Consider the following 22,890-nt stretch of genomic DNA (forward strand, 5'->3'; position numbering starts at 1 on the left):
GGCTAGGTTCATCCGGGAGTGGTTCGGCACGGGTAAGGGAGCGCGATGAAGCGGCGGGCCTGGTCAGCAGGGTGGGTTCTGGCGGCCGTGGGGGCGCTGATGATCGGCGGGCAACCGGCGGTGGCCGCCGCCGGCACCGCCGACGCGAGCAAACTGTTCCCGATCGATCCGGCCACCCAGTTGCAGACCCACGCGTGGCTGGACTGCCAGGCCTCCGCCGGGCTGTGCAACTTCACCGTCGGGGCCGCACTGCAGACCCCCGACGGGCTGACCGGGTTCCCCGCCGACCTGTGGGCGCGCCAGAGCACGGTCATCCGCTCGCTGCAGCGCACCGCCTACATGGATGTGCACACCGCCGGCGGGGAGGGTCCGTGGGGGGACCGCGGCGGGCCGGGCACCAAGGTGTTCAAAGACGGCGGGCCGTCGGAGATCACCAGCCTCTACGGCGGTGCGGGACCGCCGGAGAAGTACCAGACCCACGGCACGATCGTGGTCAGCGACCTGGCCACCGGCCAACCCAAGGTCGGCGCCAGCGTGATCCTGTGCACCCACATCCAGGTGGTCTACACCGGTGTCAACATCACCGGCCCGGCCACCTGCGCGCAGACCGTCTACGAGTAGCCGCCCGGGCGGTCTACCCGCGGGGCAGCCCCAGCAGCCGCTCGGCGGCCACGGTGAGCAGGATCTGCTCGGTGCCGCCGGCGATGGTCAGGCAGCGGGTGTTGAGGAAGTCGAACACGGTCGAGTTGACCACCACCCCGGCGCCCTCGGAGAGCTCCATGCGGAACTGCGAGAGCGCCTGGCGGTAGCGCACCCCGATGAGTTTGCGGGCCGAGGACTGCGCACCCGGGTCCGCCCCGCCGACCGCCAGCTGGGCGATGCGCTGGTCGAGCAGCGCCCCCACCTGGGCGGAGACGATCAGCATGCCGAGCCGGTCGGCGTCGGCGCCGTCGAGGTCACGTTCGGCGACCGTCGCGAGCAGCTCCTCCATCGGATTGTCCAGCGCGGTGCCGCCGGCCATCGCGACCCGCTCGTTGGCCAGCGTGGTGCGGGCCAGCCGCCAACCGTCGTTGACCGCACCGACCACCATGTCGTCGGGCACGAACACGTCGTCGAGGAACACCTCGTTGAACAGGTCGTCGCCGGTGATCTCGCGCAGCGGCCGGATCTCGATGCCGGGGGCGGCCATGTCGATCAGGAAGTAGCTGATGCCCTTGTGTTTGGGGGCGTCCGGGTCGGTGCGGGCCAGGCACACCCCCCACTGGGCGCGGTGGGCCGCCGAGGTCCACACCTTCTGCCCGGTGAGCCGCCAGCCGCCGTCGACCTTCACCGCCTTGGTGCGCAGCGCCGCCAGATCCGAGCCGGCCCCCGGCTCGGAGAACATCTGGCACCAGAAGATCTCCCCGCGCAGGGTGGCCGGGATGAACCGTTCGATCTGCTCCGGGGTGCCGTGCTCGAGGATGGTCGGCGCCGCCCACCAGCCGATCACCAGGTCGGGACGCTCCACCCCGGCCGCGGCGAGTTCCTCGTCGATGAGCAGCTGCTCGGCGGCTGAGGCGTTGCGCCCGTAGGGGGCCGGCCAGTGCGGCGCCTGCAGGCCGGCGTCGGCCAGGGCGACCTGGCGCTGCTCGGCGGGCACCGCGGCCACCGCGGCGACCGCCTCGGCGATCTGCGGACGCAGGTCGGCCACCGACTCCAGGTCGATGCGCAGCCGCCGGCGCACCCCCGCGCCGGTGAGCTCGGCGATCCGGCGCAGCCAGCGCCGCCGCCCACCGAGGAACTGCGCGATGCCCAGGGCGCGGCGCAGGTACAGGTGCGCGTCGTGTTCCCAGGTGATGCCGATGCCGCCGAGGACCTGGATGCAGGCCTTGACGTTGGCCTCGGCCGCCTCGATCCCGGTGGCCGCGGCCACCGCCGCGGCGATCGACAGCTGCGGGTCGTCGCCGGCGTCGGCCGCGGTGGCCGCGTCGGCGGCGGCCACCGCGGACTGCTCGGTGCGCAGCAGCATCTCGGCGCAGAGGTGCTTGATCGCCTGGAAGCTGCCGATCGGTTTGCCGAACTGTTCGCGCACCTTGGCGTAGTCCACCGCGGTGCGCAGCGCCCAGCGCGCCAGCCCGGCGGCCTCGGCGGCGGCGATCGTGGCCGCCAGATCGACCAGCCGCTGCGGTGCGACCGCCAGCTCGACCGCCGCGGCGTCGCGCAGGGTGACCCGCGCCAGCGGCCGGGAGAAGTCGGTGGCGGTCAGCGGGGTGACCTGCACCCCGTCGGCGGCGGCGTCGACGAGCACCCAGTGCGCGCCGGCCGGCAGCACCAGCAGCTGGCCCTCCTCGGCGCCGAGCACGTAGGGCGCGACACCGGAGACCGCCCCGTCGGCGAACTCCAGATCCGCGGCGAGCGCCACCCCCGCGGTGCGGTCCCCGGACGCGAGCGCGGTCAGCGTCGCCTCCTCGGTGGCGACCAGGGTGGCCAGCGCGGTGGTGGCCACCGGTCCGGGCACCAGCGCCGCGGCCGCCTCGTCGACCATCGCGCACAGGTCGGCGACGGTGCCGTCGGCGCCGCCGTGCTCCTCGGACACCGCCACGCCGAACAGCCCCAGCTCGGTCAGCCCGGTAAACAGCGGACGCCACGCGTCGGGCTGGCCGGCCTCGACCTGCCGGATGACGTCGCCCGGTGTCGCCGCGGCGGCCCAGTCACGCACCAGCTCCCGGGCCGCGGTCTGCTCGTCGGGGGTGGTTGGGGTCACGGCGGGCTCCTCTGTAGGTCACGGGACCGGCGGCGGGCGGTCGGTTGCGGCCCACCGGGTTGTATTCTGCGGTGCGTCGGCGGGTTGCGCGCAACCCGGATCACCTCCAGACTAGAACGTGTTCTAATAGCGTGAGGAGTCGACCGTCAAATCGGCGGTCGCCGGGGCCGCCGCCGGCCAGCGCAGACGAGGAGGTGTCCGATGACCCGTGTTCGCCACCGTCGGCACCGCCGCGCCGACGTCCCGGGCGGGCGCTGACGTGGCCGCCCCCACCGAAGCGGCGCTGGGCTCCGAGGCGCAGCGGGAACGCCGTAAACGCATCCTCGACGCCACCATGGCGATCGCGTCCAAGGGCGGCTACGAGGCGGTGCAGATGCGGGCGGTGGCCGACCGCGCCGACGTGGCGGTGGGCACCTTGTACCGCTACTTCCCGTCCAAGGTGCACCTGCTGGTCTCCGCGCTCGGCCGGGAATTCGAGCGCATCGACGAGCGCACCGACCGCGCCGCCCTCGGCGGGGACACCCCGTTCGAGCGGCTCAGCTCGCTGATCAACAGCCTCAACCGCGCCAACCAGCGCAACCCGCTGCTGACCGAGGCGATGACCCGCGCCTATGTGTTCGCCGACGCCTCGGCGGCCGCCGAGGTCGACCACGTCGAGAAGATCATCGACTCGATGTTCGCCCGGGCGATGGCCGACGGCGACCCGACCGAGGACCAGTACCACATCGCCCGGGTCATCTCCGATGTGTGGTTGTCGAACCTGCTGGCCTGGCTGACCCGCCGCGCTTCGGCGACCGACGTGGCCAAGCGCCTGGACCTGGCGGTGCGTCTGTTGGTCGGCGACGGCGATGTGCCCAAGGTCTGAGCCGGTTCACCGCACCCGCCGATGCGACTGAAACCCGGTCGTCCCGATCTGGCCCGCCTGCGGGGCCGGTTCACCGTGGAGCCCGCGCGCCCCGACGATCCGCTCGCGGTCACCTGGGCGGGGGTGACGACGCTGCTCGTCGACGACGGGGCGACGATGCTGCTCACCGACGGTTATTTCAGCCGCCCGGGACTCGCCCGGGTGGCGCTGGGGACGGTGGCCCCGGCACCGGCCCGCATCGACGGCGCCCTGGCCCGCCTCGGCGCCCACCGGCTCGCCGCGGTGATCCCGGTGCACACCCACCTCGACCATGCGCTGGATTCGGCGGTGGTGGCCGCACGCACCGGCGCCCGGCTGGTCGGGGGCTCATCGGCCGCCCAGCTCGGCGCCGGCGCCGGGCTACCCGCCGAGCGCGTGACGGTGGCGGTGCCCGGTGAGCCGATCGACCTCGACGGCTACACCGTGACGCTGATCGAGTCGGCGCACTGCCCGCCGGACCGGTTTCCCGGGGTGATCGCCGCGCCGGTGGTCCCGCCGGTGCGGGCCTCGGCGTACCGGTGCGGGGAGGCGTGGTCGGTGCTCATCGCCCACCGGCCGTCGGGGCGACGGCTGCTGGTGGCCGGCAGCGCCGGGTTTCGCCGCGGGGCACTGCACGGGATCCGCGCCGAGGTGGTGTATCTCGGCGTCGGCCAGCTCGGCGTGCAACCGCAGCACTATGTGCGCGACTACTGGGACGAGACGGTCGGCGCGGTCGGCGCGCACACCGTGGTGCTCACCCACTGGGACGATTTCTTCCGTCCGCTCACCGCCGGGCTGCGCGCGCTGCCCTACGCCGTCGACGACCTCGACGCGACCCTGCGGGTGCTCGACGTGCTGGCCCGCCGCGACGGGGTGACCATGCATTTCCCCACCCTGTGGCAACGCGAAAACCCTTGGGGCTGACCGGGGTTCACTGACCATAGGGACGTGGCAGCGGCATGCCGCGCTCGGCGAGCACACCGCGCGCCATCGTCGGGTAGTCGGTGATGACCCCGTCGACGCCGGCGTCGATCAGGGTGTGCAGTGCGGCGGGGTCGTTGACCGTCCACGGCACCACCGTCAACCCCATCCGGTGGGCGCGGGCGACGAAATCGGCGTCGACCAGCTGATAGGGCGGGGCGGCGACCTCGGCGCCGAGAAGGTTCACCGCCGCCAGCGGATCGGGCACCGCCGCCGGGTCGATGCCGGCCAGCCACGGCGAGCCGGGTCGCCAGGTCTGCGGTTCCCAGAGCGCCACCAGCGGGATCGCCGGGTCGGCGGCGCGCACCAGTGGCAGGGTCCGCCAGTCGAAGCTTTGGATGCTCACCCGGTCGCCGACACCGGCGGCGCGCACCGCCGCCAGGATCGCCGCGACGGACGCCTGCGGGGCACCGGCCGGATCGTCGGGGGACACCTTGGTCTCGATGTTGAACCGCACCGCCGCCCGGTATCCCTCGGCCAGCGCGAACACCTCGGGCAGGGTGGCCAGCCGGTTGGGGGCGATGACCCGCGCCTGCGGGAACTGCGCCTGGGGCAGCCCGCAGTCCAGGGTGCGCAGTTGGCTCAGCGTCAGCTCCGCGACGGCCCGGCCCACGTAGGGGAACTGCGGGTCGGCGGGGACCGCCGGGGCGGTGTCGCGGCATTTCGTCGCCTCGATCACCGGGTCGTGCCAGACCAGCGGCCGATCATCGGCGGTGAGCACCACATCCAGCTCGAGGGTGTCGACGCCGACCTGCAGGGCGTGGGCGAACGCCGGCAGCGACTCCTCGGTGGTTTCGCCGCGACCGCCGCGGTGGGCCTGCAGATCGAAGGCGCCCGGGTCCGCTCCGGCGGGGGGAGCCGCCGGCAGGGTCAGCCCGACCAGCCCGACCAGCCCCACCAGCAGCGTCGCGACGGCGCCGCGCCAGCGCCCGGGGTTCACCGGCGGCGCTGCCGGGCCACCTCGGCGAGCACCACCCCGGCGGCCACCGACGCGTTGAGCGACTCGGTCGCACCGACCATCGGGATCGACACCACCTGATCGCAGGTCTGGCGCACCAGACGGGAGAGCCCCTTGCCCTCGGAGCCGACCACCACCACCAGCGGACCGGTGGCGTCGAGGTCGTCGACGGCGGTGTCACCGTCGGCGTCGAGGCCGACCACCTGCAGACCGGCCTGGGCGTAGCCGACCAGCGTGCGGGTGAGGTTGGTGGCCCGCGCCACCGGGATCCGGGCGGCCGCACCGGCGCTGGTCCGCCAGGCCACCGCGGTGACCGCCGCCGAGCGGCGCTGCGGGATCACCACCCCGTCGCCGCCGAACGCGGCGGTCGAGCGCACGATCGCCCCCAGGTTGCGGGGATCGGAGATGTTGTCCAGCGTCACGATCAGCGGCGCGGTGCCGGCCCGGGCGGAGACGGCGAGCAGATCATCGGGGTGGGCGTAGTCATACGGCGGCACCTGCAGCGCCACCCCCTGGTGCAGCCCGTTGGTGGTGAGCTTGTCCAGGTCGGTGCGGGGCACCTCCAGGATCGCGATGCCGGAGTCGGCGGCCCGGCGCACGGCCTCGGTGAGCCGTTCGTCGGCGTCGGCGCCCAGCGCGACATACAGCGCGGTCGCCGGCACCCCGGCGCGCAGGCATTCCAGCACCGGGTTGCGGCCCAGCACCGTCTCGGTGTCACCACCGCGACGCCCGGCCCGCGACGCCTGCGCCGCGGCGGCCTTTTTCGCCCGTTTGGCGGCCGGGTGATAGGCCCGCTCGTGGGCCGGCGGGGTGGGGCCGCGGCCCTCCAGCCCGCGCCGGCGCACCCCGCCGGAGCCGACGGTGGGCCCCTTTTTGGTGCCGGGTTTGCGGACCGCGCCGCGACGTCGGGAGTTGCCGGCCATCGCGCTATCCGCCCTGCTCGGCCAGCGACCACTGCGGGCCGTCGCCGGTGTCGGTGACCTCGATGCCGGCCGCGTTGAGCCGGTCGCGGATCTCGTCGGCCAGCGCCCAGTCCCGGTCGGCGCGAGCGCTCTCGCGCCGTTCCAACTCGGCGCGGGCCAGCACGTCCACGGCGGTCAGCGCCGCCGCCGATTCGCTGCGGGACTCCCACCGCTGGTCGAGCGGATCGCAGCCCAGGATGCCCATCATCGCCCGGATCGCACCGGCGTGCGCCAGCGCGGTGTCGGTGTCCCCGGCGTCGAGGGCCCGGTTGCCTTCGGCGCGGGCGTGGTGGATCTCGGCCAGCGCGACCGGCACCGACAGGTCGTCGTCGAGGGCCGCGGCGAACTGCGGGGTCCACTGGCCGACCGGCACCGATCCGGCCCGCCGGTGCACCCGGTGCAGGAAGTCCTCCAGGCCGCTGTAGGCCTTCGCCGCGTCGGTCAGCGCGGTCTCGGAGAACTCCAGCATCGACCGGTAGTGGGCGCTGCCGAGGTAGTAGCGCAGTTCGGCGGCGCGCACCCGGGAGAGCACCGCCGGCATCGACAGCACGTTGCCCAGCGATTTGCTCATCTTCTCCCCGCCCATGGTGACCCAGCCGTTGTGCAGCCAGTATGCGGCGAAGCCGTCACCGGCGGCGCGACTCTGGGCGATTTCGTTCTCGTGGTGCGGGAAAATCAGATCCATGCCGCCGCAATGGATGTCGAATTGCGGACCGAGGTAGGCCCTGGCCATCGCCGAACACTCCAGATGCCAGCCGGGCCGGCCGCGCCCCCACGGCGTCGGCCAGGACGGCTCGCCGGGCTTGGCGCCCTTCCACAGGGTGAAGTCACGCTGGTCGCGTTTACCGGTGGCCACGCCCTCGCCCTGGTGCACGTCGTCGATGCGGTGCCCGGACAGCTGCCCGTAGTCGGGGAAGCTCGTCACGTCGAAGTAGACGTCCCCGCCGCCTTCGCGCAGATCCCGGTAGGCGTGCCCGCCGGCGATGAGCCGCTCGATCAGCTCGACCATCTCGGTGATGTGGCCGGTGGCGCGCGGTTCGGCCGACGGGGGTGCCACCCCGAGGGCGTCGTAGGCGGCGGTGAAGGCCCGCTCATGGGTGGCCGCCCACTCCCACCAGGGCCGGCCCGCGGCGGCGGCCTTGGTGAGGATCTTGTCGTCGATGTCGGTGACGTTGCGGATGAACGCGACGTCGTAGCCGCGCGCGGTCAGCCAGCGGCGCAGGATGTCGAAGGCCACCCCGCTGCGGACGTGCCCGATGTGGGGCACATCCTGCACGGTCGCCCCGCACAGGTAGATCGAGACGTGCCCGGGCCGCAGCGGCTGGAAATCGCGCACGGCACCGGCCGCGGTGTCATGGAGCCGGAGACGGGCGGGATCGGTCACGACGTGCCAGCTTACCGGGCTGGCGTGCGCTATCGGCTGCCCACCACCAACGCGGTCGCGATCGCGGCCATCCCCTCACCGCGACCGGTGAGCCCGAGCCCGTCGGTGGTGGTCGCCGAGACCGACACCGGGGCGTCCAGCAGCCCGGAGAGCAGCCGCTGGGCCTCCTCGCGGCGCGGCCCGATCTTGGGCCGGTTGCCGATCACCTGGACCGCGGCGTTGCCGACGGTGAACCCGGCGTCGGCGAGCAGCCCGCGCACGTGGCGCAGCATCTGCGCCCCGGACACCCCGCGCCAGCGGGGGTCGTCGACACCGAACACCGCGCCGATGTCGCCGAGCCCGGCCGCCGACAGCAGCGCGTCGCAGAGGGCGTGGGCGGCGACGTCGCCGTCGGAGTGCCCGCTGCAGCCGTCGGCGTCGTCGAACAGCAGCCCGAGCAGGGCGCAGGGCCGACCGGGTTCGATCGGGTGCACATCGCTGGCCAGTCCGACCCGCGGCAGCGGCGCCACCGGGTTCACCGCTCCAGCAGGGCGCGGGCCAGTTTCAGGTCCCACGGGTTGGTGATCTTGAACGCCAGCGGATCGCCGTCGACCACCTGCACCTGCCCGCCGACGGTCTCCACCATCGCGGCGTCGTCGCTGAACGCGGTGTCCCCGGCCCGCTCGTAGGCGCGGGCCAGCAGCTCGGCGGTGAAGCCCTGCGGGGTCTGCACGGCCCGCAGCCCGGAGCGTTCCGGGGTGCCCAGCACCACCCCGTTGGCGTCGACGGCCTTGATCGTGTCGACCACCGCCATTCCCGGGATGACCGCCTCGTGGCCGGCCTGCAGCGCCTCGACCACCCGCACGATCAGCTCCGGCGGGGTCAGCGGGCGGGCGGCGTCGTGCACCAGCACGAACCGCGGGTCACCGGCCGCCGCGAGGGCCAGGCGCACCGACTCGGTGCGGGTGGCGCCGCCGGCGACGACCTCGACCGGCACGTCGGCACCGCCGAGGATCAGCTTCGCCTCGTCGGTGCGCCCGGCGGGCACCGCGATCACCACCCGGTCGATCACCCCGGACTTCTGCATGCCGACCACCGCGCGCTCGACCAGGGTGTGCCCGGCCAACTGAAAGAACGCCTTGGGAACACCGGCCTTGAGGCGTTTGCCCGCCCCGGCGGCCGGGATCACCGCAACCGTGCTCATCGTGTCAGGATGCGGCGGCGAGCACCTCGTCGAGAATGGTCTCGGCCTTGGCGTCGTCGGTGTTCTCCGCCAACGCCAACTCCCCGACCAGGATCTGGCGCGCCTTGGCCAGCATCCGCTTCTCGCCGGCGGACAGACCACGCTCCTGGTCACGCCGCCACAGGTCGCGCACCACCTCGGCGACCTTGTTCACATCACCGGACGCCAACTTCTCCAGGTTCGCCTTGTACCGGCGCGACCAGTTGGTCGGCTCCTCGGTGTGGGGGGCCCGCAGCACCTGGAAGACCTTGTCCAGACCCTCCTGCCCGACCACATCGCGAACACCGACGTATTCGGCGTTCTCGGCGGGCACGCGAACGGTGAGGTCGCCCTGCGCCACCTTGAGGACGAGATACTCTTTCTGCTCGCCCTTGATGGTCCGGGTTTCAATCGCCTCGATCAGCGCGGCACCGTGGTGTGGATAGACAACCGTGTCTCCGACCTTAAAAATCATCTGAATTGAGCCCCTTTCGCCCCTCCATGCTAACACGGTGTTCTGACACACGTTGAACAACGGTGCAGGTCAGGGGCACGGCGGTCGGTTCAAGGGGCTTGACAACTCGGCAAATACATGTACACAGCACCCCGCGGGCGGCCGAGGGGACCGCCCGCGAACACCGGGTTGTCGACCTCCTCTTGGGTGCCGGTGAGCCCACCAACTACGCTGCACTCTCGAGAGAGTTCAGATACGCCACCGCGCGATCTGCAGCGCCGAGCAGGAGGCCATCCCGTGAAATCGACCACCACTCGCCCGTCGGCCGTCTCCGCCGGGCTGGCCGCCTGCGCCCTGGCGCTGGCCACCCTGTTGTCCGGCTGTGGGACCGGGCAGCATTCCCAGACCGCCGACCAGGCGCCCGCGGTGGACGGCTCGGAGGCCACGACGAAGAACATCGCGCTGCGCGACGTGCGCATCCAGGCCCAGCAGAGCGGCGACTTCCTGCAGCCGGGCACCACGGTGGAGTTGGTGCTGGTCGTCGCCAACGACTCGCTGGAGACCGTCGAACACCTCGTCGACGTCACCACCCCGATCGGCAAGGTGACGCTGTCGCCGAAGAAACCGGAGGTGCCGGTGGCGGGACGGCTGCTGATCGGCACCCCGGCCGGCCAGACCCGCACCCCCAAGCAGGACAACGTCACCAACGCCACCGCCATGCTCGAGCTGAAAAAGCCGATCACCAACGGCATCAACTACGACTTCACATTCGAGTTCGAGAAGGTCGGCACGATCAAGCTGGCGGTGCCGGTCTCGGCCGGGCTGGAACCGCAGCAGGTCCCCGCCGACTAAGCGCCGCGTCGGCTACAGCCCTGTCGGAGCCGGCCGATACGGTCATCGGGTGGCCAAGGCACGCTCGCAATTCCGCTGTTCGCGGTGTCAGCACGTCACCGCCAAGTGGGTGGGACGCTGCCCGGACTGCGGCAGCTGGGGCAGCGTCGAGGAGGTGGCCGTGCTCACCACCGGCGGAGCCCGCGCCGCGGCCCCGCCGGTTCGCCCGGCGGTCTCGATCAGCACGATCGAACCCGACCCGACCTGGCATCAGCCGACCGGCGTCGACGAGTTGGACCGGGTGCTCGGCGGGGGTGTGGTGCCCGGGTCGGTGACCCTGCTCGCCGGTGATCCCGGCGTCGGCAAGTCCACACTGCTGCTGCAGGCCGCCCACCGGTGGGCGGCGGCGGGACGGCGCGCGCTCTACGTCTCCGGTGAGGAGACCGGCGGTCAGATCCGGATGCGCGCCGAACGCACCGGCTGCACCCACCCCGAGGTGTTCCTGGCCGCCGAATCGGATCTGCAGACCATCCTCGGGCATTTCGACGCGGTGGCGCCGAGCCTGGCGATCGTCGACTCGGTGCAGACCGTCGCCGACGCCGGCACCGACGGGGTGATCGGTGGGGTCACCCAGGTGCGCGCGGCGACCGCGGCGCTGACCGCCGCGGCGAAATCCTCCGGTACGGCGCTGATCCTGGTCGGCCACGTCACCAAGGACGGCGCGATCGCCGGCCCGCGCTCGCTGGAGCATCTCGTCGACGTGGTGCTGCACTTCGAGGGGGACCGCAACGGGTCGCTGCGGATGGTGCGCGGCATCAAGAACCGGTTCGGCGGCGCCGACGAGGTGGGCTGCTTTCTGCTGCTCGAGGACGGCATCGAAGGGGTGGCCGACCCGTCGGGGCTCTTCCTCGACCAGCGCGGCGACCCGGTGCCCGGCACCGCGATCACGGTGAAACTCGACGGCAAGCGCCCCCTGGTCGGCGAGGTGCAGGCGTTGTTGACCACGCCGGCCGGCGGGCCGCCGCGGCGCGCGGTCAGCGGCATCGACCCGGCCCGCACCGCGATGATCGCCGCGGTGCTCGACAAGCACGCCGGCCTGCCGGTCGCGGCCAGCGACATCTATCTGTCCACGGTCGGCGGGATGCGGCTGACCGACCCGTCGACCGATCTGGCGGTCGCGACGGCGTTGGCCTCCGCGCACGCCGACCTGCCGCTGCCGTCGAGCGTGGTGATGATCGGCGAGGTCGGGCTCGCCGGTGACCTGCGGCCGGTGGCCGGGATGGATCGGCGCCTCGCCGAGGCCGCTCGGCTGGGTTTTCACACCGCGCTGGCCCCGCCGGGGCGCGGCGCCGGCAAGGTCCCGGCCGGGCTGCGGGTGCGTGAGGCCGCCGACATCGTCACCGCGCTGCGCCACCTGAGCGACCTCGCCCGGCCCCGCCGGCCCCGGCCGGCGCCGCTGCGTCTGGTGGATGCGCCGCCACCGCACATCGGCGACGGGCACGACGAGCACAATGGTCTGCTGTGACCGCTGAGAGTGCATCCCCGCTGCGGGAGGTGGTGGCCCGGCTGGCCCCGGGCACCGCCCTGCGCGACGGGCTGGAACGCATCCTGCGCGGGCGCACCGGGGCGATCATCGTGCTCGGCCACGACGACGGGGTCGAGGCGATCTGCGACGGTGGCTTCTCGCTGGACGTGCGCTACGCACCGACCCGGCTGCGGGAGCTGGCGAAGATGGACGGCGCGGTGGTGCTGTCCACCGACGGTAGCCGGATCCTGCGCGCCAACGTGCAGCTGGTGCCGGACCCGTCGATTCCCACCGACGAGTCCGGGACCCGACACCGGTCGGCGGAGCGCACCGCCGTGCAGACCGGCCTGCCGGTGGTGTCGGTGAGCCATTCGATGAACATCGTCACCGTCTACGCCGGCGGGGAGCGCCACGTGTTGACCGACTCGGCGACGATCCTGTCCCGCGCGAACCAGGCCATCGCCACCCTGGAGCGGTTCCGGGCCCGCCTCGACGAGGTGAGCCGGCAGCTCTCCGGCGCCGAGATCGAGGACTTCGCGACGCTGCGCGACGCGATGACCGTGGTGCAGCGCCTGGAGCTGGTCCGGCGCATCGGCCTGGAGATCGACTACGACGTGGTCGAGCTGGGCACCGACGGGCGGCAGCTGCGCCTACAGCTCGAGGAGCTGATGGGCGACAACGACTCCGCGCGGGCGCTGATCGTCCGCGACTACCACGCCAACCCGCAACCGCTGAGCGAGGCGCAGCTGACCTGCGTGCTCGATGAGCTCGACGCGCTCACCGACACCGAACTGCTGGACTTCACGGTGCTGGCGCGGGTGTTCGGCTACCCCTCCACCGACGCCGCCCAGGATTCCGCAGTGAGCCCGCGCGGCTACCGGGCGATGGCCGGGATCCCCCGGCTGCAGTTCGCCCACGCCGATCTGCTGGTGCGCGCGTTCGGTTCGCTGCAGGGCCTGCTGGCGGCCAGCGCCACCGACCTGCAGTCGGTGGAGGGGATCGGGGCCATGTGGGCCCGCCACGTCCGCGAGGGGCTCTCCCAGCTCGCGGAGTCGACGATCGTCGACCGGCCCGGCTAACCGCCGGGCATGTGCGGCACCTCCGGCACCGGCCCCGGCGGGGGGCCGGTCGGCTGCTCGCCGGGCTGCTGCTCGCCGGGTTGTTGCGGCTGCTCGGGTTGGGCGGGCGGGTTCTCCGCGCCGGGCTCGGCCAACACGAACGGCACCGCCGCCGACCGGAGATTGCCCAACTGCACCACCAGGTTGTAGGTGCCCGGGCCGATCGGCTCCCGCGGCAGCGGGCACTGGGGCTTGGACCCGGTGCCGGTCCAGGTGACGTTGGTGACCACCTGCTCGCCGGGGGTGAAATCCTTCACCAGGGTCTCGTTGGAGGGGGCACAGTCGAGGTTGGACCAGAGTCGCTGGTTGTCCAGCGAGTACACGTAGGCGGCCAGCACCGCCGCGCCGACGTCGCGTTTACAGGTGGCCAGCCCGATGTTGGTGACCACCATGGTGAACTTCGGTTGCTCGCCGACGGTGTAACCCGGCTGACTGGTCAGCCCCTTGACCGCCAGCGCCGAATCCGGGCAGTCGTCGCCGTCTTTGAGCACCGGCGGCGGTGTCACCGCCTCGGTCGGGGTCGGTTGGGGCGGGGCGCTCTCGGAGGCGGGCGGCACCACCGGGGTCTTGCCCTCCGGCGGCACGGCCTCCGGTTGCTCGGTGCCGGCGGCGTCGGGGTTATCCGAGGAGTCGGAGCCGCCGTGCATGATCGCGAACACGATCGCGACCACCACGGCGAGAACCGCCGCCACGATGCCGAGCGCCAGCCCCCGGCGCCGCCAATAGATCTTCGGTGGTAGCGGGCCTTGCGGTTCCAAATCCAACACCTCATCACGGTAAGCCCAGGTCAGCACAACACGTCCGATCGCTCTCGGCGTGTCGCAACCTCACCGTGACCTCGGCGCGCTAACGCGCCCGCCCCTCAGACGGCCTCAGGCGGCCTCAGGCGGCCCCAGACGGCCTCAGACGGCCTCTAGGCGGCCTCTAGACTCCTCTAGACTCCAATGTCGCCGAGATAGTCGCGCAGCTCCACCGCCCCGTCGGCGAGATGGTAGGTCGCCCCGACGATCGCCAGCGCGCCCGCGTCGAGCCGTTCGGCGATGACCGGGCAGCGCTCCCGCAGCTGCACCACGGTCTCGTTGACGTGGCGGGCCTCCAGGTCGTCGATGCTCTCGAGGCCTTCGCGGCGGCCCAGCAGGATCGAGCTGGTCACCGGCTCGACGACATCGCGCAGGTAGCCGCCCGGAATGACGCCGTCATCGAGCGCGGAGCGGGCGGCCTTGACCGCACCGCAGCGGTCATGGCCGAGCACCACGACCAGCGGCACGTCGAGCACGGTCACCGCGAATTCGATCGAGCCGAGCACCGCGGAGTCGATGACGTGGCCGGCGGTGCGCACCACGAACATGTCGCCGAGGCCCTGATCGAAGATGATCTCGGCGGCCACCCGACTGTCGCCGCAGCCGAACACCACCGCGATCGGGGCCTGCCCGCCGGCGAGGCTGGCGCGGCGCTCGATGCTCTGACTGGGGTGCTCGGGGGTGCCGGCGACGAAGCGCTGGTTACCCTCGGCGAGTGCCTTCCACGCGGACCTCGGATTCGAATTCGGCATGGTCGACATTCTGCACCGCCGCCCGGCGGCGCCCACACACCAGTGCCCCCCAATGACGATCCCGGCCACCGAACTGTGCGACTGGTACGGCCGGTCGCGCCGGGATCTGCCGTGGCGCGATCCCGCGGTGAGCCCGTGGAAGATCCTGGTCAGCGAGTTCATGCTGCAGCAGACCCCGGTGGCACGGGTGCTTCCGGTGTGGACGCAGTGGGTGACCCGCTGGCCGACACCGTCGGCGACCGCGGCGGCCAGCCCCGCCGACGTGCTGCGCGCCTGGGGCAAGCTGGGCTATCCGCGCCGCGCCACCCGACTGCACGCATGCGCGCGGGTCATCGCCGAGGATCACGGTGACGAGGTGCCGCGGGCGGTGGACACGTTGCTCACGCTGCCCGGGGTGGGCGCCTACACCGCGCGGGCGGTGGCGTGTTTCGCCTACGGCCAGTCCGTTCCGGTGGTCGACACCAACGTGCGCCGGGTGATCGCGCGTGCGGTGCGCGGCGTGGCCGACGCGGCGTCCCCCGCGCCGGGACGCGACCACGCCGAGGTCGCCGCCCTGCTGCCCGACGACGGCCGTGCCCCGGTGTACTCGGCGGCGTTGATGGAGCTCGGCGCGATCGTGTGCACCGCCCGCAAGCCGCGCTGCACGGTCTGCCCGCTGTCGCGCTGCGCGTGGCGCGAACGCGACTACCCGGCGTCGACGACGCCGCCGCGGCCCGCCCAGCGCTACGCCGGCACCGACCGTCAGGTCCGGGGTCGCTTGCTCGACGTGTTGCGGGCCGCCACATCCCCGGTGGGCCAACACGACCTGGACCTGGCGTGGCCGGCCGACGACGAGCAACGGCAGCGGGCGTTGGCGTCACTTCTGGCCGACGGGCTGGTGCGCCGCACCGGCGACGGCCGGTTCGCTCTGCCCGGGGAGGGCTGAGGCCTCACCGGTGGTGGGCGTGCAGGAACGCCGTCACCGCCTCGCCGTAGCGCCGCGGCGCCTCATCGTGGATCAGGTGACCGACGTCGGCAACCGCCAGATAGCTGCAGTGCGCCCCGATCTCGGCCATGGTGCGCATCTGCCCCGGCGGGGTGACCGAGTTGCCCGCCTCCAGCAGCAGCGCCGGGGCGGTGACCGCCCGCCACTGCTGCCAGTAGTCGCGCCGCTCCCACTGCGCGGCGATCTCGATCCAGCGTTGCGGATGACCGTGCAGCCGCCACCCGGTTTCGGTGCGGTCGAAGGCCTCCAGGAAGTACCGCCCGGCGACCGGGCCGAACTCGTCGTAAACCTGGTCTGCGGTGGGAAATTCCACCGGCAGGGCACGCAGCCACGGCTCCCACGGTCCAGTGCTGCGCCCCCGGAAGTCCGGCGCCATGTCCTCGACGACCAGCGCGGTGACCAACTCGGGCCGGGCGGCGGCCAGACACCACGAGTGCAGCGCCCCCATCGAGTGACCGACCAGGGTGGCGGGTCGGCGCAGCGGGGTGAGCGCGTCGGCGAGGTCGGCGACGAACCGGTCGGTGTCGATCGGATGCGGGTCGTCGACGTCGCGGCCCCGGTGCCAGGGCGCGTCGTAGGTGTAGACCGCCCCGAAACCGGCCAGCCACGGCCACTGCCGCGACCAGGTGGCGCCCCGGCCCATCAGACCGTGCACCAGCACCAGCGGAGCGCCCTGCCCGCCGCGGTAGGTCAACAGCTCCGATGCGGTGATACCCATGTGGCCAGTCTTGCGTGCCCACCGGAGCGTCCCGGCAGGCACGGTAGCCTGGCGGGCATGCCAGTGGTGAAGATCAACGCTATCGATGTGCCGCCCGGTGCGGGTCCCGAGTTGGAGAAGCGGTTCGCCCAGCGCGCCCACACGGTGGAGACCTCGCCGGGTTTCCTCGGGTTTCAGCTGCTGCGCCCCACCGCGGGGGACGACCGCTACTTCGTGGTCACCCAGTGGGAGTCCGATGAGGCGTTTCAGGCCTGGGCGACCGGCCGGGCCGCCGACGCCCACAGCAGCGACCGCTCCGCGGTGGCGACCGGTGCTTCCCTGCTGGAATTCGAGGTGGTCCTCGACGTCACGCCAGCCGGTGCCCAGGCTTAGCCGTTTCAGCCGTTCCTGGCCCTTCGGGCATTGCGGGCGGGTCGGCGCCGGACGCTCGGGGGCGGCGGCACTGGTTGTCGCGGTGAGCGCGGCGCTGGTCGGTGGATGCACCTCACCGGCCGCCCCGTCGCCGGGCGCGAACCAACCCGGTGCGCGGGTGACCCAGGTCAACACCGGCACCCCGCCGGGGCTGCGGGCCCAGCAGACCCTGGACATGCTCAACTCCGACTGGCCGATCGGGCCCCAGTCGGTGGCCACCCTGGCCACTCCGAAGAAGGTCGACGAGGTCGTCGAACGACTCGACTCGCTGTGGTGGGACCGCCCCTACACCGTCGACGACGTGGAGGTGCGCGCCAGCAGCGCCACGTTGCACCTGCGGGCTTCCTACGGTGCCCGCCAGGACGTCGAACTGCGGGTCGGCGACGACGGGTTGGTGCGCCAGTTCGAGGTCACCACCCATAAGCCGCAGGTGGGTTCCTTCGCCGACGTCGACGCGGTGCTCGCCGGCACCGGGGCGCGCTACTCCTATCAGGCGGCCAAGGTCGTCGACGGTCGCTGTGAGCCGGTCGCCGGCGCCAACACGACCGAATCCCTGCCGCTGGCATCGATTTTCAAACTGTACGTGCTCTACGCGGTGGCCTCGGCGGTGAAGGCCGGCACCGTGAGCTGGGACGACCCGTTGACCATCACCCACCGGTCCAAGGCGGTGGGGTCCTCGGGTTTTCAGGACTTGCCCGCCGGGGCGCAGGTGACGGTGCGCACCGCCGCCGAGAAGATGATCGCCACCAGCGACAACATGGCCACCGACCTGCTCATCGACCGGGTCGGCACCCACGCCGTCGAGCAGGCGCTTGTCGACACCGGCCACCACGACCCGGCCAGCATGACGCCGTTTCCGACCATGTACGAGCTGTTCTCGGTCGGCTGGGGGGAACCGGATCTGCGTGAACAGTGGCGCACCGCCAACGCTGCGGGCCGCGCCGAACTGCTCCGGGAAGCCAATTCCCGTCCCTACCAACCGGATCCGGTGCGCGCCCACACGCCGGCGTCGAAGTACGGCGCCGAGTGGTACGGCAGCGCCGAGGACATCTGCCGGGTGCACGTCGCCTTGCAGCAGGGCGCGACCGGCGCGGCCGCGCCGGTCACCGAGATCCTGTCCGCGGTCGCCGGGATCAAACTCAACCGCAACGACTGGCCCTACATCGGCGCGAAAGCCGGTGGGCTGCCCGGGGATCTGACGTTCAGCTGGTACGCAGTCGACAGCGCCGGTCAGCCGTGGGTGGTCAGCTTCCAGTTGAACTGGCCGCGCGACCATGGGCCGCTGGTGGCCGGCTGGGTCATCCAGATCGCCCGTCAGGTCTTCGGGATGCTGCCGCGGCAGCGCTGACGCCAGCTGGCCTTTCGCGTTACTCCGAGGTGGCCTTGGCCAGGTCGGCGTCGGTGGGCTCGGTCGGTTTGGCGGTCCCGGTGAAGGTGAACACCGCGTCCTCCCCGGAGCTCTCGCCGTCCCAGTTGTCCACGTCGACGGTGATCAGCTGCCCCGGCCCGATCTCTTCGAACAGGATCTTCTCCGAGAGCTGGTCTTCGATCTCGCGCTGGATGGTGCGCCGCAACGGCCGCGCACCGAGCACCGGGTCGAAGCCGCGCTTGGCCAACAGCGAGCGGGCCGCATCGGTGAGCTCCAGGGCCATGTCCTTGGCCTTGAGCTGGGTGGCCACCCGGCCCACCAGCAGGTCCACCATCTGGATGATTTCCTCGCGGGTCAACTGGTGGAACACGATGATGTCATCGATCCGGTTGAGGAACTCAGGCCGGAAGTGCTTCTTGAGCTCGTCGTTGACCTTGAGTTTCATCCGCTCGTAGTTGTTCTCCCCGCCGCCCTGGGTGAAGCCCAGGCCGACCGCCTTGGAGATGTCGGAGGTCCCCAGGTTGGAGGTGAAGATCAACACGGTGTTCTTGAAGTCGACCGTGCGGCCCTGCCCGTCGGTGAGCCGACCGTCCTCGAGGACCTGCAGCAGGCTGTTGTAGATCTCCTGGTGCGCCTTCTCGATCTCGTCGAACAGCACCACCGAGAACGGCTTGCGCCGCACCTTCTCGGTGAGCTGGCCGCCCTCCTCGTAGCCGACGTAGCCCGGGGGGGCGCCGAACAGCCGCGAGGCGGTGAACCGGTCGTGGAACTCGCCCATGTCGATCTGGATGAGCGCGTCGTCGTCGCCGAACAGGAACTCCGCGAGCGCCTTGGACAGCTCGGTCTTGCCGACCCCGGACGGACCGGCGAAGATGAACGACCCCGACGGCCGTTTCGGGTCCTTCAGCCCGGCGCGGGTACGCCGGATCGCCTTGGACACCGCGTTGACCGCGTCGTCTTGGCCGATGATCCGCTTGTGCAGCTCATCTTCCATCCGCAACAGCCGGGTGGTCTCCGCCTCGGTGAGCTTGAACACCGGGATCCCGGTCCAGTTGCCCAGCACCTCGGCGATCTGCTCGTCGTCGACCTCGGCGACCACGTCGAGATCCCCGGAACGCCATTGCTTTTCGCGCTCACTGCGCTGGGCGACCAGTTGCTTCTCCTGGTCACGCAGGCTGGCGGCCTTCTCGAAGTCCTGGGCGTCGATCGCCGATTCCTTCTCCCGGCGCACGTCGGCGATCTTCTCGTCGAACTCGCGCAGGTCCGGCGGCGCGGTCATCCGGCGGATCCGCATCCGCGCCCCCGCTTCGTCGATCAAGTCGATCGCCTTGTCCGGCAGGAACCGGTCATTGATGTAGCGGTCGGCCAGGGTCGCCGCGGCCACCAGCGCGGGGTCGGTGATCGACACCCGGTGGTGGGCCTCGTAGCGGTCCCGCAGGCCCTTGAGGATCTCGATGGTGTGCTCCACCGACGGCTCGCCGACCTGCACCGGCTGGAACCGGCGTTCCAGCGCGGCGTCCTTCTCGATGTACTTGCGGTACTCGTCGAGGGTGGTCGCGCCGATGGTCTGCAACTCGCCGCGGGCCAGCTTCGGCTTGAGGATGCTGGCGGCGTCGATCGCGCCCTCGGCGGCGCCGGCACCGACCAGCGTGTGCAGCTCGTCGATGAACAAGATGATGTCGCCGCGGGTGTTGATCTCCTTGAGGACCTTCTTCAGGCGTTCCTCGAAGTCCCCGCGGTAGCGGCTGCCCGCGACCAGCGAACCCAGATCCAGGGTGTAGAGCTGTTTGTCCTTGAGTGTCTCGGGGACCTCGCCGTTGACGATGGCCTGCGCGAGCCCCTCGACGACGGCAGTCTTGCCCACCCCGGGCTCACCGATGAGCACCGGGTTGTTCTTGGTGCGCCGGGACAGCACCTGCATGACCCGCTCGATCTCTTTCTCCCGGCCGATGACCGGGTCGAGCTTGCCGTCGGCGGCGGCGGCGGTGAGGTTGCGGCCGAACTGGTCGAGCACCAGCGAGGTGGACGGCGAGCCGGACTCCCCGCCCCGTCCGCCGGTGCCGGCCTCGGCGGTCTCCTTGCCCTGATACCCCGAGAGCAGCTGGATGACCTGCTGGCGCACCCGGGTCAGCTCCGCGCCCAGTTTGACCAGCACCTGGGCGGCCACGCCCTCGCCCTCCCGGATCAACCCGAGCAGGATGTGCTCGGTGCCGATGTAGTTGTGGCCGAGCTGCAGCGCCTCGCGCAGGCTCAGCTCCAACACCTTCTTGGCGCGCGGGGTGAACGGGATGTGCCCGGACGGTGCCTGCTGGCCCTGGCCGATGATCTCCTCGACCTGGCTGCGCACCCCCTCCAGGGAGATCCCCAGCGACTCCAGCGACTTGGCGGCGACCCCTTCACCCTCGTGGATCAGACCCAACAGGATGTGCTCGGTGCCGATGTAATTGTGGTTGAGCATCCGGGCCTCTTCTTGGGCCAAGACCACAACCCGACGTGCCCGGTCGGTGAATCTCTCGAACATCGGTGGTTACCTGCTCTCCCTACATATAGGTGCCACGGTCGGCATGCGCACCTGCCGTCCACTGTAGTGGCGGCAGGCCGGGCTTCCTACCGCGCGGTGCCCGCAACGGCACGCGCACGGCGGGGACCCGACGGTGCCCGATCGGCGTGCGGCGCGCACCCCGGTGGACCCCGGCGATCGCCGGCGGGCCCCGGCGCACCCGTGACCTGCCCTTGCCGTGCCCGGAACGCATCCGGCCACACGGGAGTAACGCCGGGGCGCCGACCGACGCTTCCCGAATCACCCCGCCGATCGGTTCGCCACCAGCGAAAACCCGCCCCGGGGGGCGGGCGCGGACTCAGCTCGCCGCGTGGAACGCCTCGATCACCTCGGCGGGGATGCGCCCGCGGGTGGACACGTTGTGGCCGTTGCGGCGCGCCCATTCGCGGATCGCCGCGCTCTGCTCGCGGTCGATCGCGCCACGGCGGCCGCTGGTCGACCGGCCCCGACGCCGCCCGCCGACCCGGCGAGCCGACTCGATCCACTTCTTCAGATCATTGCGCAACTTGTCGGCATTCTTCGTCGACAGGTCGATCTCATAGGAGACCCCGTCCAACCCGAATTCGACGGTCTCGTCGGCGGTGGCGGCACCATCGAGATCATCGACCAGGGTCACCGTAACTTTTTTCGCCATCAGCGCACGCAATCCTTTCGCCATACCCCCGGGCACTTAAACACCGTCGCGGTGTTTCCCCGAAAGGATAGCGCATTGGATAATGTCCGATCGCGGGCGCATTCAATTACCGTGACGGCGAACAATCGGGAACAAAACCGTCTCTCGAATTGACAATCCCGTTAATACCATCAGGAGTCGGTCAATACCCATTCCGGTGCCCGTACACGGCGGCATCGCGTGCTCGATGGCGGCGAGGAAATCCTCGTCGAGCGCCATCGCCTCGTCGTCGCCGGCGGCGGCCGCCCGGGCCTGCGCGACGAAGCGCTCACGCTGGATGACCGGGTCGACCAACTCCGAATACCCGGTGGCCAGTTCGAATCCCCGCAGGTATAGGTCCCATTTCTCGGTGACACCGGGCTTGCTGCGATGCTGGCGGGTCAATGGCGTGGTCTCGACCGGGAAGTCGCGGACAAAGGTCGGGGCACTCAACGTGGAGCCCACGGTGTGTTCCCAGAGTTCCTCCACGAGTTTCCCGTGCCCGAAACCCCGGTCCGTGGGAATTTCCACCCCGAGGCGATCGGCGATTTTCCACAGCAGCTCCGCAGGCGTCTGCGGGGTGATCTCCTCGCCGAGCGCCTCCGACAGCGACGGATACATTTCCACCGCCGCCCAATCACCGTCGATGTCGTAGGTGCTGCCGTCGGGCAGGGGCACCTGGCGCGTCCCGATCGCTTCGTCGGCGACCTCTTGAATGAGTTCACGGGTCGTGATCGCCGAATCATCGTAGGTGCCGTAGGCCTGATAGGTTTCCAGCATCGAAAATTCCGGTGAATGAGTGGAATCAACTCCTTCATTTCGGAACACGCGATTCAGCTCGAAAACCTTGTCGAAACCGCCGACCACGCAGCGTTTCAAAAACAGCTCCGGTGCGATCCGCAGATACAGCTCGGTGTCCAAGGCGTTGGAGCGGGTGACGAACGGCCGGGCCGCGGCACCGCCGGCGAGCACCTGCAGCATCGGGGTCTCGACCTCGTCGAAGCCACGCCGCTCCAGCGCGTGGCGCAGTGCGCGCACCACCGCGATGCGCTGGCGGGCGACGGTGCGGGCCTGCGGGCGCACGATCAGGTCGACGTAGCGCTGCCGGACGCGCAGCTCCTCGCTCATGTCCTTGTGGGTGACCGGCAGCGGCCGCAGCGCCTTCGACGCCATCTGCCAGGAGTCGGCCAGCACCGACAGTTCGCCGCGCCGGGAACTGATCACCTCCCCGTGGACGAACACGATGTCGCCGAGGTCCACGTCGGTCTTCCAGCGGTCGAGTTCGTCCTGACCGACCCGGGCCAGGCTGATCATCGCCTGCAACTGGGTGCCGTCGCCCTCCTGCAGGGTGGCGAAGCACAGTTTGCCGGAGTTCCGTGAGAACACCACCCGCCCGGCCACCCCGACGTGCTCGCCGGTGGCGGTGTCGACCGGGAGGTCCGGGTGCGCGGCGCGCACCTCCGCCAGGGTGTGGGTGCGCGCCACCTCGACCGGGTAGGGGTCGCGGCCCTCGGCGAGCAGCCGTTCCCGTTTGGCCCGCCGGATCCGGAACTGCTCGGGCACGGCCGGGTCGGCGGGGCTTGTCCGCAGGTTACGCGTACCC

The 22,890-nt window shown here is 71.4% G+C and carries 22 protein-coding genes; 9 read left to right on the forward strand and 13 right to left on the reverse strand.

What is annotated here, in order from left to right; all coding sequences use genetic code 11:
* The first annotated feature begins 45 nt into the window (after nucleotides 1-45).
* Entirely contained in the window at nucleotides 46-621 is a 576-nt protein-coding gene (locus B8W67_RS11410) for a hypothetical protein (protein WP_069393180.1), read from the forward strand.
* Between the two features lie 13 nt (nucleotides 622-634).
* On the opposite strand, the gene B8W67_RS11415 is transcribed toward B8W67_RS11410, so the two are convergent.
* On the reverse strand, nucleotides 635-2,743 hold the full coding sequence (locus B8W67_RS11415) for an acyl-CoA dehydrogenase family protein (RefSeq protein WP_069393179.1): 2,109 nt from the start codon (nucleotides 2,741-2,743) through the stop codon (nucleotides 635-637).
* A gap of 259 nt (nucleotides 2,744-3,002) precedes the next feature.
* Here B8W67_RS11415 and kstR point away from each other — a divergent pair, with 259 nt between their 5' ends.
* Together kstR and B8W67_RS11425 are read left to right on the forward strand one after the other, a co-directional pair.
* Nucleotides 3,003-3,608 (forward strand): cholesterol catabolism transcriptional regulator KstR, encoded by a 606-nt coding sequence (kstR, locus tag B8W67_RS11420; protein ID WP_174254795.1) that lies wholly within the window; start codon nucleotides 3,003-3,005, stop codon nucleotides 3,606-3,608.
* A gap of 21 nt (nucleotides 3,609-3,629) precedes the next feature.
* The gene (locus tag B8W67_RS11425) at nucleotides 3,630-4,550 is read left to right on the forward strand and encodes an MBL fold metallo-hydrolase (protein ID WP_069393177.1); all 921 of its coding nucleotides are present in this window, start codon (nucleotides 3,630-3,632) and stop codon (nucleotides 4,548-4,550) included.
* Nucleotides 4,551-4,557: 7 nt separating this feature from the next.
* Here the strand turns inward: B8W67_RS11425 and B8W67_RS11430 are convergent, their stop codons facing one another.
* The 6 genes from B8W67_RS11430 to carD are packed head-to-tail and all read right to left on the reverse strand — an operon-like array spanning nucleotide 4,558 to nucleotide 9,587.
* Nucleotides 4,558-5,508 carry a glycerophosphodiester phosphodiesterase family protein gene (locus tag B8W67_RS11430; protein WP_372507504.1) on the reverse strand — a complete coding sequence of 317 codons (951 nt, stop codon included), beginning with the start codon at nucleotides 5,506-5,508 and terminating at the stop codon, nucleotides 4,558-4,560.
* A 35-nt stretch (nucleotides 5,509-5,543) separates the two neighbouring features.
* Entirely contained in the window at nucleotides 5,544-6,488 is a 945-nt protein-coding gene (gene rlmB, locus B8W67_RS11435; protein WP_069393175.1) for a 23S rRNA (guanosine(2251)-2'-O)-methyltransferase RlmB, read from the reverse strand.
* Nucleotides 6,489-6,492: 4 nt separating this feature from the next.
* A complete protein-coding gene (cysS, locus tag B8W67_RS11440) occupies nucleotides 6,493-7,911 on the reverse strand; it encodes a cysteine--tRNA ligase (protein WP_069393174.1) in 1,419 nt (472 codons plus the stop codon).
* A gap of 29 nt (nucleotides 7,912-7,940) precedes the next feature.
* Nucleotides 7,941-8,420 carry a 2-C-methyl-D-erythritol 2,4-cyclodiphosphate synthase gene (gene ispF / locus B8W67_RS11445; RefSeq protein WP_069393230.1) on the reverse strand — a complete coding sequence of 160 codons (480 nt, stop codon included), beginning with the start codon at nucleotides 8,418-8,420 and terminating at the stop codon, nucleotides 7,941-7,943.
* A gap of 5 nt (nucleotides 8,421-8,425) precedes the next feature.
* Nucleotides 8,426-9,094, reverse strand: a complete 669-nt coding sequence (gene ispD, locus B8W67_RS11450) for a 2-C-methyl-D-erythritol 4-phosphate cytidylyltransferase (RefSeq protein ID WP_069393173.1) — start codon at nucleotides 9,092-9,094, stop codon at nucleotides 8,426-8,428.
* 4 nt (nucleotides 9,095-9,098) lie between these two features.
* Nucleotides 9,099-9,587, reverse strand: a complete 489-nt coding sequence (gene carD / locus B8W67_RS11455; RefSeq protein ID WP_003921720.1) for an RNA polymerase-binding transcription factor CarD — start codon at nucleotides 9,585-9,587, stop codon at nucleotides 9,099-9,101.
* A 276-nt stretch (nucleotides 9,588-9,863) separates the two neighbouring features.
* Between carD and B8W67_RS11460 the strand changes: the two genes are divergently transcribed.
* From B8W67_RS11460 to disA, 3 genes are read left to right on the forward strand one after another with little or no spacing between them, the layout of a single operon-like run.
* On the forward strand, nucleotides 9,864-10,418 hold the full coding sequence (locus tag B8W67_RS11460; protein ID WP_234793972.1) for a copper chaperone PCu(A)C domain-containing protein: 555 nt from the start codon (nucleotides 9,864-9,866) through the stop codon (nucleotides 10,416-10,418).
* 49 nt (nucleotides 10,419-10,467) lie between these two features.
* Nucleotides 10,468-11,922 (forward strand): DNA repair protein RadA, encoded by a 1,455-nt coding sequence (gene radA / locus B8W67_RS11465; RefSeq protein ID WP_069393172.1) that lies wholly within the window; start codon nucleotides 10,468-10,470, stop codon nucleotides 11,920-11,922.
* Nucleotides 11,919-13,001: a DNA integrity scanning diadenylate cyclase DisA gene (gene disA, locus B8W67_RS11470; RefSeq protein ID WP_069393171.1), complete on the forward strand. Its 1,083-nt coding sequence runs from the start codon at nucleotides 11,919-11,921 to the stop codon at nucleotides 12,999-13,001. The genes radA and disA overlap by 4 nt, the downstream gene beginning before the upstream one ends.
* Here the strand turns inward: disA and B8W67_RS11475 are convergent.
* Nucleotides 12,998-13,807: a hypothetical protein gene (locus tag B8W67_RS11475; protein WP_234793971.1), complete on the reverse strand. Its 810-nt coding sequence runs from the start codon at nucleotides 13,805-13,807 to the stop codon at nucleotides 12,998-13,000. The two genes, disA and B8W67_RS11475, sit on opposite strands and share 4 nt — an antisense overlap.
* 167 nt (nucleotides 13,808-13,974) lie before the next feature.
* On the reverse strand, nucleotides 13,975-14,592 hold the full coding sequence (locus tag B8W67_RS11480; protein WP_069393170.1) for a carbonic anhydrase: 618 nt from the start codon (nucleotides 14,590-14,592) through the stop codon (nucleotides 13,975-13,977).
* 52 nt (nucleotides 14,593-14,644) lie between these two features.
* On the opposite strand from B8W67_RS11480, the gene B8W67_RS11485 reads away from it, so the two are divergent.
* Nucleotides 14,645-15,517: an iron-sulfur binding domain-containing protein gene (locus B8W67_RS11485; RefSeq protein ID WP_109470171.1), complete on the forward strand. Its 873-nt coding sequence runs from the start codon at nucleotides 14,645-14,647 to the stop codon at nucleotides 15,515-15,517.
* Between the two features lie 4 nt (nucleotides 15,518-15,521).
* On the opposite strand, the gene B8W67_RS11490 is transcribed toward B8W67_RS11485, so the two are convergent.
* Complete coding sequence (locus B8W67_RS11490) at nucleotides 15,522-16,295, reverse strand: alpha/beta fold hydrolase (RefSeq protein ID WP_069393168.1); 774 nt, start codon at nucleotides 16,293-16,295, stop codon at nucleotides 15,522-15,524.
* Between the two features lie 57 nt (nucleotides 16,296-16,352).
* Here B8W67_RS11490 and B8W67_RS11495 point away from each other — a divergent pair, with 57 nt between their 5' ends.
* Both B8W67_RS11495 and B8W67_RS11500 read left to right on the forward strand, forming a co-directional pair.
* Nucleotides 16,353-16,667 (forward strand): antibiotic biosynthesis monooxygenase family protein, encoded by a 315-nt coding sequence (locus tag B8W67_RS11495; RefSeq protein ID WP_085304078.1) that lies wholly within the window; start codon nucleotides 16,353-16,355, stop codon nucleotides 16,665-16,667.
* A gap of 70 nt (nucleotides 16,668-16,737) precedes the next feature.
* Nucleotides 16,738-18,054 (forward strand): serine hydrolase, encoded by a 1,317-nt coding sequence (locus B8W67_RS11500; protein WP_069393227.1) that lies wholly within the window; start codon nucleotides 16,738-16,740, stop codon nucleotides 18,052-18,054.
* Between the two features lie 19 nt (nucleotides 18,055-18,073).
* On the opposite strand, the gene clpC1 is transcribed toward B8W67_RS11500, so the two are convergent.
* The 3 genes from clpC1 to lysS all read right to left on the reverse strand — a co-directional run bounded on the left by clpC1 (nucleotide 18,074) and on the right by lysS (nucleotide 22,877).
* The gene (gene clpC1, locus B8W67_RS11505; protein WP_069393166.1) at nucleotides 18,074-20,596 is read right to left on the reverse strand and encodes an ATP-dependent protease ATP-binding subunit ClpC; all 2,523 of its coding nucleotides are present in this window, start codon (nucleotides 20,594-20,596) and stop codon (nucleotides 18,074-18,076) included.
* Nucleotides 20,597-20,933: 337 nt separating this feature from the next.
* Nucleotides 20,934-21,269 carry a histone-like nucleoid-structuring protein Lsr2 gene (gene lsr2 / locus B8W67_RS11510; RefSeq protein ID WP_069393226.1) on the reverse strand — a complete coding sequence of 112 codons (336 nt, stop codon included), beginning with the start codon at nucleotides 21,267-21,269 and terminating at the stop codon, nucleotides 20,934-20,936.
* Between the two features lie 102 nt (nucleotides 21,270-21,371).
* Nucleotides 21,372-22,877 (reverse strand): lysine--tRNA ligase, encoded by a 1,506-nt coding sequence (gene lysS, locus B8W67_RS11515; RefSeq protein ID WP_085304082.1) that lies wholly within the window; start codon nucleotides 22,875-22,877, stop codon nucleotides 21,372-21,374.
* Nucleotides 22,878-22,890 lie beyond the last annotated feature (13 nt).

The organism is Mycolicibacillus koreensis (genome assembly GCF_002104795.1).
Lineage (GTDB): Bacteria > Actinomycetota > Actinomycetes > Mycobacteriales > Mycobacteriaceae > Mycobacterium > Mycobacterium koreense.

What these genes read in the sequence shown, in the direction of transcription:
- B8W67_RS11410 (WP_069393180.1), top strand. Translation starts at nt 46, where the DNA reads ATGAAGCGGCGGGCCTGGTCAGCAGGGTGGGTTCTGGCGGCCGTGGGG.
- B8W67_RS11425 (WP_069393177.1), top strand. Translation starts at nt 3,630, where the DNA reads ATGCGACTGAAACCCGGTCGTCCCGATCTGGCCCGCCTGCGGGGCCGG.
- rlmB (WP_069393175.1), bottom strand. Translation starts at nt 6,488, where the DNA reads ATGGCCGGCAACTCCCGACGTCGCGGCGCGGTCCGCAAACCCGGCACC.
- ispD (WP_069393173.1), bottom strand. Translation starts at nt 9,094, where the DNA reads ATGAGCACGGTTGCGGTGATCCCGGCCGCCGGGGCGGGCAAACGCCTC.
- carD (WP_003921720.1), bottom strand. Translation starts at nt 9,587, where the DNA reads ATGATTTTTAAGGTCGGAGACACGGTTGTCTATCCACACCACGGTGCC.
- B8W67_RS11480 (WP_069393170.1), bottom strand. Translation starts at nt 14,592, where the DNA reads ATGCCGAATTCGAATCCGAGGTCCGCGTGGAAGGCACTCGCCGAGGGT.
- B8W67_RS11485 (WP_109470171.1), top strand. Translation starts at nt 14,645, where the DNA reads ATGACGATCCCGGCCACCGAACTGTGCGACTGGTACGGCCGGTCGCGC.
- B8W67_RS11490 (WP_069393168.1), bottom strand. Translation starts at nt 16,295, where the DNA reads ATGGGTATCACCGCATCGGAGCTGTTGACCTACCGCGGCGGGCAGGGC.
- B8W67_RS11495 (WP_085304078.1), top strand. Translation starts at nt 16,353, where the DNA reads ATGCCAGTGGTGAAGATCAACGCTATCGATGTGCCGCCCGGTGCGGGT.
- clpC1 (WP_069393166.1), bottom strand. Translation starts at nt 20,596, where the DNA reads ATGTTCGAGAGATTCACCGACCGGGCACGTCGGGTTGTGGTCTTGGCC.
- lsr2 (WP_069393226.1), bottom strand. Translation starts at nt 21,269, where the DNA reads ATGGCGAAAAAAGTTACGGTGACCCTGGTCGATGATCTCGATGGTGCC.